Genomic DNA, 12,244 nt, shown 5'->3' on the forward strand with positions numbered 1-12,244 from the left:
AAATCCACTTCTATAGCTAAATCGGGAGGAGGATCAACAGTTAAATCAATTCTTTCTTTGCCTAAAATTGCCTGTCTATTATCAATATAAAAACAAGTATCTGGTTCTAATCCCGCTTCTCCCAGCATTTTCAAGGTAATCGGATCAAAACATTGCCAGTCTTTACCTTGACGACGGAGGATAATTTTTACTAAATCCCTTAATGTATCAACACGATTGCCATGACTTGGTAGGGGAGACATAAGCCTAATTTCTTGAGTTTTGCGATTAAAATAGAGTTTTGGATAGGTTTTTTGGAGACGTAAACTCAGCAATCTTTCGTAATCTTCCCAAGTCTGATGGGGAAAAATAACTTGACTGCCTGGAGATAAAGATAAAGTATTTTCGTTGAGAGTAATTAGTAACATTTTGGTAATTATCCTTAATTTTTTCCTGTGGGATTTAACTAATTTCGCTCTGGCAACCAATGCCTATTAAGCATTTGTTCGAGGGAATAGGGACAATTTAGAGGGAAATTGTGAGGAGATATTTCAGTTTTTTGCCCAACAATAAAAACGGCATCTTGATAGATTCTTTCTTGGTTATCTAGGAGATATTTTTCTAGATTTGTGCTTAAGTATCCATTTAGCTGAACTCTAAAAGTGGCTATTTCTCCTTGCCAATGCCGATGATTTAATTCAAATTCTTCTGACCAATATTGCCACAGCAAAAGCTGAATAATTATCTGTCTTAAAAAACTCTCAACTCGATTTCTATCCCGTTTGCTCAAAGCCTCCAACTCCTCGATTAAATGTTGAATATCTAACTCGGCTAGACGATTGGCCTTGAGAAGTTTAATTGTTTCAGTCAACCAGAGATGTTCATCTTGTTCGTAGAGAAATTGTAACTGATTTAGCCAAGTATCTTTTTTCATATTTTTTTGGCTGAGGAGACTTCTAAAACTGCTTTTGGGTAGGCAATGCGTTGATGGTGGAATTGTTGCCAAACTTGCACAAAAACCTCGGCAATAATTGGTAATTCCTCCTGACGAATACCACTATCTACTAATTGTTGATCGCGCCATCGGGCCTGAAAAATCTTTTTGATCATATCCATGGCTTGTTCTGGGGAGGCCTCCTTCAGCGATCGCAAAGCGGCCTCGCTACTATCGGCTAACATAACGATCGCCGTTTCTCGCGATTGGGGAATCGGACCATCGTAGCGAAAGGCCGCCTCATCGACGAGTTCTTGACCATTTTGGGCGGATTTTTGCAAAGCTTGCTGATAAAAATAGGAAATTAAGAGATTGCCTTGGTGTTCGGGAATAAAATCGCGGACCACTCGCGGTAAACCGTGTCTGCGGGCCATGACTAACCCTTCGCTAACGTGCTTTTTAATAATCTCGGCGCTGACGTAGGGATCATTAATTTCATCGTGTTTATTCGGGCCACCCATTTGATTTTCAATAAAACCGAGAGGATCGTGCATTTTCCCGATATCGTGATAAAGGGTTCCCGTGCGAATTAATTCCACATTACAGTGCAGTTTTCGGGCGGCCGCTTCAGCTAAACAGGCGACAAAAAGGGTATGTTGAAAAGTACCCGGTGCTTCCGTGGCCAAACGTTTGAGCAAACTACAATTAGGATTGGACAACTCCACCAGACGAATGGGAGTGACCACATCGAAACAGCGTTCCAAATAGGGGGATAATCCTAGGGCGATTACTGTCCAAGCTATTCCCGATAGACCATAGACGAGCGCCGTGGGTAGTAGAGTATAGATGACCGTGCTGGCCGTGGCGCTAACGATTAGGTAAGTGAGCAGATAAACACCCCCTTGACTGACTCCGATTCCCATCCCTAGGAGCGATAATTCATCCCGGGAGCGCAATTTTGCCGCTATCATCGCCGCTAATAGTCCCCCAATCGTCCCGGCGATTAAATCGGCGCTGATGCCTTGGATGCTGAATAGGGAAAGACCGGCAGTTAAGAGGACTTGGGTGACGGCCAGAGTCGGGCCATAGAAACTGCTGAGTAATAAACCCACGGCTGCCAGATTGGTAAAGGGAATATGGGCGATCGCTAGGATCGGTGTGGTAAAACTCAGTAAACCCAAGAGAAGAAAATCCCGGTGACGCAGGGGCCGATGGAGACGCTGGGAAACGAGGCAAAAAGTCCCGATCGCGCTGGTGACAAGGATTGCCGTTGACCCTAAACCCATCCAGTTAATGCCCCGTTCGCTCAAACCAAAGCCATCGATGAGAACAAACTGAGCTTGAGTAATTGTTTCGCCTGCTTTAACGATAATTTGACCAGCTTGAGCGTCAGACATAACCATATCTACCGCTTCCACCGCTTTAGTGGCTTGTTCTTTGGTTGCCTCCCGATCTTCTATCAGGTTCGCTTGTCCCTCCAGGGCCGCTAGAAGGATATTTTCGGCTAAAGACTGCTGGCGACTGGTTAGGCGATCGCTGCTAATCTGCACGGCGATGGTATCCTGTAGGTGACTGGTGGAAATCCCTGGGGGAATGCCTTGTACCAAAATCCGGCGACTCGCTTGCAGGATGGCTGTTTCTAGGTTTGGCCACTCTCGATCGCCCATTTGGGCCACTGTGATCAGATCGGCGTATTTGAGTTTATTTAAGCTGGAATGCTGATAATTTTGGCTGGTTTGCTCCTTTATTTGCCGTAATTGCCCTAATCGATCGATAAATTGCTCAAAGTTACCCTTGGCCACGCGCTGACGATAGGCTTGGATTTCGCTAACAGCATATTCCTGTTCTTTTGTCAAGGGTTTTGTAAAAGATTCTTCATAGTTGAGGCGGCTTTGTAGAGTTGACCATTGAGCGGCAGAAAAGGTGAGCAGCGTTTCCATTGTGGCGTTAGAAATATTCCTGCCCATTAAAATGGAATTTTTTCGCAGAATTGGGCTAATTTGACTTAATTGCCCTAAAGTGTCTCGCAGCGATCGCTCGATCTGGTCGGTGGTTTGGGGGTCTCTTTTCAGCCGGGGAAGCAGTCCAGCCCGAATTTTTTGGCGTTTGAGGGCGGTGGTTTCTTGGTCTTGAAAACGGGCATCTTCGGGGGCGATAATCGTGACGGGGGAAATAGTCCCGACGGCCAATTTCGGCTGATTATAGAAACGATAACCGACCACGCTAGTCAGACAACCGACGGTAAACAGGAAGATTAACGGTCGTCGCAGTTTACCGAGGGAGTAAGAGCGAGATTTTCGGGCAGAATCAGGAAAAACAGTGAAAGAATGCAGAAAATGATTCATAAATTCCAGCTAAATTCTATAAACTGCGCCACCATGCCCAGAGGAAAAATACCAGCAATTTGGTTGTGTGTTCCCTTTTCTATTGTAAGGACTCCCTGTGCAAAAAAATTTTTTCTCGAAAGGTAAGCTAAGCTGCCCGCGCATTTAAATTGCTTGTTGAGATAAGGCACTCATGCAAGAGGCAAAAGGGAAAAGAGACAATAAATAATCGGTTTTTAATAACCGGATTCAGTATAACCTATCCCTGCGTCTTCATCGGCCCGCATCCTGTAGGGGCGAAGCATTCGGGCAATAACCTATTGCTGAAACCGTAGATTTTCTATCCGAATGCTTCGCCCGTACTTTTTCAGCACAGAAAACGGGTTTCTCCGAGAAACCCGTTTTCTACTCATGGACACCCCCCTTATCAAGGGGGGCAGGGGGGATCGACACCCCCCTTATCAAGGGGGGCAGGGGGGATCGAACCTAAAATCCATTTTTAATTTAATTATAACCCAGCTACTTAAGTGTTATTTTTCGCTTTTATTGTTTAAAGAGGGATGGCGGTTTCTAGGGAAATTTTAAGATTCCTGTTCTCAGAAATCCTATAGTTAAGTTTTTCAAAACCAATAACTTCGCCTTTTTGATTTTTCATTAAAATAACTTCGTCGCCGGTTTCTTCGCAGAGATATTCTGAAGAGCGATCGCCAAACCACACGGTTAAGGTATTGCCCATCGGATCATAATAAACGTTTACTTCTGCCATAAAATTTCCCCTTCTTTAATTGCATCGGTGGGATAAGTGGTAATTAGGAAACCATCACCATTGAGTTTTCGGATAATGGCACAGAGCCAACGTTTTGGTCGTTGAAGTTTATAAAAAAGATAAACATTAGGGTCACTGCGGCTACGTCGAATTTCATCAGGTTGGCTAAGGGTTTCTTGGACTAATTTTTCTTGTCCTTTCATTATAGGATGTTTTATCTGGGTGATAATTTCCCAATAGGTAACAGTGACGCAGATCGTACAATTAAGAGGGGTTAAAATCTCAAAAAATAGATCATTTTTGCTCATGTTTTGTCCTCATCAGCAAATTCTTAGTCAAGATGAGAACGGGCATCTTCGGGGGCGATAATTGTAACCGGGGAAATAGTCCCGACGGCCAATTTCGGCTGATTATAGAAACGATAACCGACGGTAAACAGGAAGATTAAGGGTCGTCGCAGTTTACCCAGGGAGTAAGAGCGAGATTTTCGGGCAGAATCAGGAAAAACAGTGAAAGAATGCAGAAAATGATTCATAAATTCCAGCTAAATTCTATAAACTGCGCGACCATGCCCAGAGGAAAAATACCGGTAACTCGGTTTTGGGTTCCCTCTTCTATTTTAAGGACTCCCTGTGCAAAAAAATTTTTTCTCGAAAGGTATCTAGATTAACTTGATGCGGGGGTTTTTCGCCTTCTGGTGCGCCCAAAAACCCGTAGGGGCGCATCGCGTGCGCCCAACCCCCCCCAAAAACCCGTAGGGGCGCATTGCCTGCGCCCAACCCCCCCCAAAAACCCGTAGGGGCGCATCGCGTGCGCCCAACCCCCCCCAAAAACCCGTAGGGGCGCATTGCGTGCGCCCAACCCCCCCCAAAAACCCGTAGGGGCGCATTGCGTGCGCCCAAATAACCCCAAAAACCCGTAGGGGCGCATTGCCTGCGCCCAACCCCCCCCAAAAACCCGTAGGGGCGCATTGCCTGCGCCCAACCCCCCCCAAAAACCCGTAGGGGCGCATTGCGTGCGCCCAACCCCCCAAAAACCCGTAGGGGCGCATCGCGTGCGCCCAAATAACCCAAATTCCCCCCAAATTCCCCAAAAACGGGTGGGACGATTATTGCCGGTGGGCGAACGCAGTTCGCCCCTACAAAATCGACCGGCCTTTGGGCGGGAAAAAAAAAGAGAAAAAGGGTTACAGGGTCCTCCCAGCACCGCACACCACCCGAAAACCGTTGTTGATGTAGCTGACGCGGCGGAAGTCGAAGTTGCGGAAAGCGGAACGGCAGAGATAGGGATTGAAGAACCAAGAACCGCCCCGCAACGGAGAACGATTATCATTCCCATTTTCTATCCAGGCACTGCCATCCGTCGGCGCAACATGATAGTTATCGTGCCAAGTATCGGCGCACCATTCCCAGACATTGCCGTGCATATCGTACAGTCCAAAAGCGTTTGGGGGAACCTGTCCCACGGGAGTCGTTTGTTGTCGATATTCTCCTGTAGGTTCATCGGCATAGGTTTCAGTAGCTCGATAGTTAGCTAAATCTGCCGTTATCGTTTCCCCAAAATGAAAGGGTGTTTTTGTCCCCGCTCTACAGGCGTACTCCCATTCTGCCTCACTCGGTAGCCGATACTCCCGTTTTGTTTCCCTTGATAGTCGTTTACAGAATTCCGTTGCTTCATACCAGTTGACTCGTTCTACGGGTAGCCCATCCCCTTTGAAGCGAGAGGGGTTTGTCTTCAGGTTGATGTCTATTTTAGCGGTTGCGGCAATCGCTCTCCACTGGCCCTGGGTAATCGGGGTTTGACTGATATGAAAAGCGGGGACTTTGACTAGGTGTTGTGGTCTTTCCCTTTTATGTGCGTCCCAACCAAATTTTTTAACCAGTCTTTCGATTTCCTCATCTTCCGTTCCCATCCAGAATTCTCCTTGGGGAATATACATCATGCGGATATAGTTTTGAGCTTCTTTCCGGTTGCCAACTTCCGGAAGATTTTCATCGTAAAAATAGGCTTTAACAGGTTTTCTCTCGATAACTTGGCCTGTTTTATTAACCAATACCGTTTCTGCGGTAAAAAGGAAAAGGTTTTCATCGTAGGGAACAATAGCGGCTACTTCGTCTATTAAACGTTTTTGTAGGGTTCCTTCGTCTTCTGGGGAAAGTTGAAGGACATTGCCAACGTGGTTTAAATCCCCTCTAGAATAGGCGGCAATCGGTTTATTAAGCAATAACAAGGGTTCATAATCGGCTAAAGCAGCGGATAGATTTTCTAATAAAGCTGTCAATCTCACAAGACGCACTCGGTTATTATTTTTGATAGCTTCTGCTAGTACCTGTCTGATTTCATTGACTGCTTGACTGGGTTTTAGGTAGGCAAGAGCTAACCATTGTTGATTTTGCCAATAAACCGATTTTGAGCAATAATCACCGATTTGTTCCTGAATATAGGTTTGTAACTGATAGGCCAGAGATTTGAGTTCCTCTGGGGTTAATTTTTCTAATAGTAGTTTACGAACATCGGGAGACATTTCATAGAGTTCTCGATCTATTTTGCGGACTAAACTGGAGAGTAAAATATCAGCGATCGCATACCAAGTAGCTTGATTATCTTTATCTTGATGTTGACGCAGATAATAAAGTAAATTAGGGGATAAACTAAGGGGAAATGCCGCTCTTTTCGCTAGTTCTCTGGTGTTTGTTTCGTTTTCTTCTTCAAATAATCTTAAACGGCTTTTTGCGCTAAAAAAATCTTCATCCTCATCCCAATTATCCCCTTGTTGAAACTGATTAGGATTAAATAAATGACGGGGTGGGATAGCTTCTTCTTTTAGCCATGTTATCAAGTTTTCCCAGTCCTCTGTGGTTAGTTCAAACATGGAAAAATTGGGTATATCTTCAGCTAAGTCAGCAATATCCCAGGCAGTTGTCCCATACCATCGATGATAGGGTAAGGGGTTTAACCATGCGACTCGGCTAAATCTTCGGCTAAATCGTCGGATAAGGGTTTCTGTTGCGCTCAAGCGCTCTTCTACATAACGTTTTCTAGCGGCACCTGCATCACTAAGAATTAGACAACTGGTTACTTCCGGAGAATAGTTAGAGAGAACTTTGGTTAAAGATTGACTTTCCCAACCGTTTTCTTGTCGTAAAACCTCGTCTCTAATCAGATTATCAAAGTAAAAATGGGGAACATTTGCCCAAGTTTGCTTCATTATCCTACCAAATCCTGCAAAGGGAATCATCGAGTCAGAACAATCAATAAAAATAATAATTTCTCGGCGATAAAGTTGCTTCTTTTGGTAAATTATTTGATCAAAAAAACCTCGTTTAGCCGTTGCCATCACCGTAGCTTTTAGATCCCAAGTTTGTCGAGGACTTTCTAGGGGTAATGGACGCAGTTGCTGCCAACTTTCTTGTAACTTAGCGATGCCAATAGGATAATAATCAGGATTATCTAAGGAGGTGATTTTTTTTCGCTTTTCAATAGCTGTGGCAATTTGTGGAAATGAAGTCTCCGGTGCTATTTGTGTATCCCCAGAAGGGGTAATTTCTAATGAGGGAGATTCCCTATCATCCATCGGGTTTATAATTTTGCTAATCGATTCTTCTGGATGGCGAATAGGTGTTTTTTGGGCTATTTCTGTATTTATTTCTGGTTGTAACTGTAGCATCTCTGTCCAGGCCTGATCAAACTTTTCTTTTTCTTTCGGGGATTTAACCCATAAAGCTTGACAAAGAAGTTTAATTTTAGGATTCTCTAAGTTGGGATTTTCTTGAATAGCAATATCAGAATCATTGGCGAGTTTTTGAATTAGGTAATTTTCCACCCGATAATATTGTTCAATAGACAGCAGAAATCCTTCTTCGTCTCTGAGTTGATAAAATAGGTCAAGTAGGGGGGATATCATTGGCTTTTTTAACCTCTTGTTCCATAATCTTGTACATCAGTACGGCTTTTTAGTAAAACACTAGCGTGGGGTAATTTGTCCTCGTTTAATTTGGCGATAATTTCTTCAGGTTTGTACTTGAGCAACGATTTAAACCAGGCTATTAATTCACTTGTGCTAACTTTTTTTTCTCCTTCAGATTTAGTCTCGTCTTGTGATGTTCTCACTTCCAGAAAACGGTCCACTGCTTTGATGATAACCTCTTGTTCAGCGTCGGTAAATCGTTCGGTTAATATTTTTCTTAATCTTTCTTGGTTGGGTAGCTCAATATAGTGATAAATGCAACGTCTCAGAAAAGCATTGGGTAAGTTTTTTTCTTGATTACTGGTAATTATAATCAGAGGAAAAGCTTGATCATTTGCTTGAATTGTTTTTCCTGTTTCTTTAATGAAAAAACGACGAGATTCAATGGCTAAAAGTAAATCATTAGGAAAATCTCGATCTGCTTTATCTATTTCATCAATTAATACTACCGATTGTTCTTGCTTATCTTGACTTTGTTCAAATGCTTTACCCAAGGGTTGTAAATCAACCCAATCTTTTGAAGTAGCTGGATTTTTTTGCTTTGAAGTAGCTGGATTTTTTTGCTTTGAAGTAGCTGGATTTTTTTGCTCAGAAGAAGATTCTTCTATTTCTTTTTGGCTTAAAATTCCGCTAATTTGAGCAGCTTGTAAACGACCAATATAATCATATTGATAGAGACTATCTTCTGCTTTACTTGTAGATTGAACTATCCACTCATAATATTTTATAGAACCACTTTGCTGACCATTATTAAATTCATAAACTAAGGCATGAGCTAGACGACTTTTGCCACATCCCGGTTCACCTTCTAGTAACAAAGGCATTCCCAATTCAATAGCCAAGTTAACAACTTCTATTAACTCATCACCTGCGTCATAGGGATAAATTTTCTGTTGAATCGGTTCATAATAAAGATCCGATTTAGGTTGAATTTCTCCCGTGTAAGTTAAGGATAGTTTTGCCATCTATTTTCCCTCGATAATTGTCCTTGAAATTGTTGATAAAAAGCTTTCAGTGTGTCTTCTATGTTGCCGTGCTTGCTATTTTCCCATAATTCCTGCAAGGTAGATTTAAATAAGTCTGTGGTTTCATCCTGTAAGTCACAACCTAACTGAAGTTGTTGAGCAAAAGTAGGAATAATTTCCTGAAAAGACCGTTTTTCAAAGCAAGAGTCAATCTGTAAGCGGTGAATAGGACTTAATTCTGATAATTTGTCCTTATCTCTCCAATCATTCCCTTCTCCATAATCTAACCAAATCATTAATAAAAAGCCCGGAATGGGACTATTTTGTATTTTACTAGCTTTTTTAGTTAAGTTTTGCCAAAACGAATAAATGTCCTTTAAACGGTCAAAGTCTGCACAATCAATTCCTTCAAAAATCAAACAAAAATTATTAGTCTTTAAATTTTTAATTCCCCCAGAATTATTTAAAAAATGTTCATGAAGACTATAGTTATCCCATTCTTCCTGACCATCTCCTTGAAATTTAAAAACAATAGGTTTAACGGGCAAATTATTAGTGATCAAGATTTGTTCGTGTAAACGACGCAAACACCAAAAACGATATGTATGAGGACAAGGCGGAATATAAATAGTGCCTTCTCGTAAAGTTTTAGCGGCTATTGAACTGGTAAAATTTACTAGATTAGTATAATTAAATTTTGTCAAAATACGATAAATTTTTTCATTATTTGTTCGTTGATTTTTGGGGTTTTGATGATGATTTTGACAACATTCTAAGCTTTCAAAATCTAGTCCTAATACTTCGCAATAAGCTTGAACAATATAAGATTGTTTAGCGGTTCGCCCTTTTTTTCCTAGTCCATATTTTTGTTCAGTACAAAACCGCAAACTATCTCCAGATATGCCAATTACCTTTAAAATAGACTGCTCTAATAAACCATTAATATCTTCTAAGGTTAAATGAATTAAATTATCATTAATATCTTCAATTCTGTACTCGCTTTTCTTCTGATGTTCAAATCCTTTAAAATCAGATTCATTTTGTAAGTACAATTTCTTCCCATCTGTTTTTAAAACGTCTTTAGTTGTTCCGGATTGTGGCGATAGTGTCATCCAATCTTTCAAGACATTCAATGGAATGGTATAACTGGAAGTTTTTGTTCGACTACGGTATTCTTCGAGAAATGCCTCAAGTAACCATCGACTTGCTTCTATTAATATTTGCTCTGTTTTCTCCGAAGCACAAGAATAGTTTCCCTTATAAGCATCTTTAGCCTTACGAAGGGTTTCTACATCTTCATCCGATAATCTGATTTCGCCAGACCTTAACATAGATCTCGTCAAACGTCAACCTACCATCTGATCCACTTTTTGATACCCTTTTGCCAGCATTTGCTTAAAGCATTTTAATCAACTTGTCCTCAAAAAACAAGCTATAGGGGGACAGGAGTAAATATGAAAAAGGAAAATTTTTGGAAAAAACATAAAGCGGACATTGACGTGATTTGCCGCATCATCACCACTTTAACTGCCTTGGCTAGTTTGGGTGTTCAGGTGGGAGAGTTAAAGATTCCCCAAAGCGAGATTCTTCCCCCTATGACTGAGGTTCAGGTGGAATTAAATATCAGATGAACGTAGGTTGGGTTGAAGCATGAAACCCAACGCCTGCATGGGTTACGCTACCGCTAACCCATCCTACAAATAATTTGTGCCTCCCTACTTAAGCACATTACCTGAAATAAAGGCCGATGTGCTTTTTTCATAAGACTAGGCCAAAACGAGGGTGAGTTAATAAGATAACCCACCCTGAAAGAGATTTAGCGATCAACTGACCCCATAATAATATCAATACTGCCTAAAATCGCCATAATATCGGCAACTTTTACCCCTTTGAGGATATGGGGCAGAATTTGAAGATTATTAAAATCGGCGGCCCGAATTTTCCAACGCCAAGGGAAAACATCATCATTACCGACGATAAAGATACCTAATTCCCCTTTACCACTTTCCAAGCGCACATAATGTTCACCTTTAGGAATCTTAAAAGTGGGGGCGACTTTTTTGGCGATATATTGATAGTCAAAATCATTCCAAGCTGATTTTTTCCCTTCTGCCATCCGTTTTGCTTCCAGATTTTCGTAGGGACCACCGGGTAAACCTTTCAGTGCTTGCCGGATAATCTTCACCGATTCGCGCATTTCCCGAATCCGCACCAAATAACGAGCAAAACAATCGCCGGCGGTTTCCCAATGCACTTCCCAGTCAAAATCGTCGTAACACTCGTAATGGTCAACTTTTCTTAAATCCCATTTCACCCCGGAAGCGCGTAACATCGGACCGGATAAACCCCAGTTAATCGCTTCGTCTCTGGTAATGCAGCCTATCCCTTCAATACGACGGCGGAAAATCGGGTTATTAGTGATTAATTTCTCGTATTCGTCCACTTTCGGTTCAAAATAGTCACAGAAATCCACGCACTTATCCACCCATCCGTAGGGTAAATCCACCGCCACGCCACCAATGCGGAAATAATTATTATTAATTAACCGCATTCCCGTGGCAGCTTCCCAGAGGTCATAAATCATCTCCCGTTCCCGGAAAATGTAGAAAAAGGGAGTTTGTGCGCCTACATCCGCCATAAAGGGGCCTAACCAGAGTAAATGGTTAGCGATGCGGTTGAGTTCCAACATAATCACCCGGATATATTGCGCTCGTTTGGGAACGGCGATATCGGCTAATTTTTCGGGAGCATTGACCGTAATCGCCTCATTAAACATCCCTGCGGCGTAATCCCAACGACTAACGTAGGGAACGTACATGACATTAGTGCGATTTTCGGCAATTTTTTCCATGCCCCGATGAAGATAACCGATCACGGGTTCACAGTCAATCACGTCTTCCCCGTCGAGGGTGACGATTAAGCGCAAAACACCGTGCATCGACGGGTGATGAGGTCCCATGTTTAAAACCATGGGTTCTGTTCTCGTTTCAATTTTTGCCATAGGGCTACCGATGATCCCGAAAATCTTTTTAAAGTTATTATAAGTAAACGCTTCGACAATACACAAGGACTATCGGGTATCAGTAATCAGTAATCAGTAATCAGTAATCAGTAGTCAGGAGATTATTTTTATTTATTCTCCCCACTACCCCACTACCCCACTACCCCACTACCCCACACCCTACACCCCACACCCTACACCCGTTACAGTAGAGCAGGAAGTCGCCTTCCCACCCCCTGCTTCAAAACCGGACTTACGACTTTCGCCGTATCCGGCTCCTGAGTAACTAGGCTACTGTCATTAGTAGA

At 42.5% G+C, this 12,244-nt stretch carries 10 protein-coding genes and 1 pseudogene; 1 reads left to right on the top strand and 10 read right to left on the bottom strand.

Features of this window, described 5'->3' with window-relative positions; genetic code table 11:
- From EWV66_RS08450 to EWV66_RS08490, 9 genes and pseudogenes are all read right to left on the bottom strand, one after another.
- Positions 1-407 (bottom strand): Uma2 family endonuclease (locus EWV66_RS08450; RefSeq protein WP_287107839.1); only part of this gene is annotated, 407 nt, incomplete at its 3' end.
- A 38-nt stretch (positions 408-445) separates the two neighbouring features.
- On the bottom strand, positions 446-913 hold the full coding sequence (locus tag EWV66_RS08455; protein WP_287107838.1) for a DUF29 domain-containing protein: 468 nt from the start codon (positions 911-913) through the stop codon (positions 446-448).
- The gene (locus EWV66_RS08460; RefSeq protein WP_072923657.1) at positions 910-3,258 is read right to left on the bottom strand and encodes an HD family phosphohydrolase; all 2,349 of its coding nucleotides are present in this window, start codon (positions 3,256-3,258) and stop codon (positions 910-912) included. Before EWV66_RS08460 ends, EWV66_RS08455 begins: the two co-directional genes overlap by 4 nt.
- A 529-nt stretch (positions 3,259-3,787) precedes the next feature.
- Positions 3,788-4,003: a DUF2283 domain-containing protein gene (locus EWV66_RS08465; RefSeq protein ID WP_002800147.1), complete on the bottom strand. Its 216-nt coding sequence runs from the start codon at positions 4,001-4,003 to the stop codon at positions 3,788-3,790.
- A complete protein-coding gene (locus EWV66_RS08470; protein ID WP_159248812.1) occupies positions 3,991-4,311 on the bottom strand; it encodes a DUF4258 domain-containing protein in 321 nt (106 codons plus the stop codon). The genes EWV66_RS08465 and EWV66_RS08470 overlap by 13 nt, the downstream gene beginning before the upstream one ends.
- Positions 4,312-4,352: 41 nt before the next feature.
- A pseudogene (locus EWV66_RS08475) lies at positions 4,353-4,538 on the bottom strand (hypothetical protein); the annotation flags it as partial.
- 651 nt (positions 4,539-5,189) lie between these two features.
- Complete coding sequence (locus EWV66_RS08480; RefSeq protein ID WP_287107837.1) at positions 5,190-7,907, bottom strand: formylglycine-generating enzyme family protein; 2,718 nt, start codon at positions 7,905-7,907, stop codon at positions 5,190-5,192.
- A gap of 8 nt (positions 7,908-7,915) precedes the next feature.
- Entirely contained in the window at positions 7,916-8,935 is a 1,020-nt protein-coding gene (locus tag EWV66_RS08485) for an AAA family ATPase (protein ID WP_287107836.1), read from the bottom strand.
- Entirely contained in the window at positions 8,917-10,266 is a 1,350-nt protein-coding gene (locus EWV66_RS08490; protein ID WP_287107835.1) for a hypothetical protein, read from the bottom strand. Before EWV66_RS08490 ends, EWV66_RS08485 begins: the two co-directional genes overlap by 19 nt.
- Before the next feature lie 123 nt (positions 10,267-10,389).
- On the opposite strand from EWV66_RS08490, the gene EWV66_RS08495 reads away from it, so the two are divergent.
- Positions 10,390-10,566: a hypothetical protein gene (locus EWV66_RS08495; RefSeq protein WP_287107834.1), complete on the top strand. Its 177-nt coding sequence runs from the start codon at positions 10,390-10,392 to the stop codon at positions 10,564-10,566.
- A 185-nt stretch (positions 10,567-10,751) separates the two neighbouring features.
- On the opposite strand, the gene EWV66_RS08500 is transcribed toward EWV66_RS08495, so the two are convergent.
- Positions 10,752-11,936, bottom strand: a complete 1,185-nt coding sequence (locus EWV66_RS08500) for an NAD(P)H-quinone oxidoreductase subunit H (protein WP_002737016.1) — start codon at positions 11,934-11,936, stop codon at positions 10,752-10,754.
- Positions 11,937-12,244 lie beyond the last annotated feature (308 nt).

The organism is Microcystis sp. M_OC_Ca_00000000_C217Col (genome assembly GCF_007095585.1).
In the GTDB taxonomy this organism is placed as follows: domain Bacteria; phylum Cyanobacteriota; class Cyanobacteriia; order Cyanobacteriales; family Microcystaceae; genus Microcystis; species Microcystis panniformis.

Coding starts and splice junctions, on each gene's coding strand:
- EWV66_RS08455 (WP_287107838.1), bottom strand. CDS start 913: ATGAAAAAAGATACTTGGCTAAATCAGTTACAATTTCTCTACGAACAA.
- EWV66_RS08460 (WP_072923657.1), bottom strand. CDS start 3,258: ATGAATCATTTTCTGCATTCTTTCACTGTTTTTCCTGATTCTGCCCGA.
- EWV66_RS08465 (WP_002800147.1), bottom strand. CDS start 4,003: ATGGCAGAAGTAAACGTTTATTATGATCCGATGGGCAATACCTTAACC.
- EWV66_RS08470 (WP_159248812.1), bottom strand. CDS start 4,311: ATGAGCAAAAATGATCTATTTTTTGAGATTTTAACCCCTCTTAATTGT.
- EWV66_RS08480 (WP_287107837.1), bottom strand. CDS start 7,907: ATGATATCCCCCCTACTTGACCTATTTTATCAACTCAGAGACGAAGAA.
- EWV66_RS08485 (WP_287107836.1), bottom strand. CDS start 8,935: ATGGCAAAACTATCCTTAACTTACACGGGAGAAATTCAACCTAAATCG.
- EWV66_RS08490 (WP_287107835.1), bottom strand. CDS start 10,266: ATGTTAAGGTCTGGCGAAATCAGATTATCGGATGAAGATGTAGAAACC.
- EWV66_RS08495 (WP_287107834.1), top strand. CDS start 10,390: ATGAAAAAGGAAAATTTTTGGAAAAAACATAAAGCGGACATTGACGTG.
- EWV66_RS08500 (WP_002737016.1), bottom strand. CDS start 11,936: ATGGCAAAAATTGAAACGAGAACAGAACCCATGGTTTTAAACATGGGA.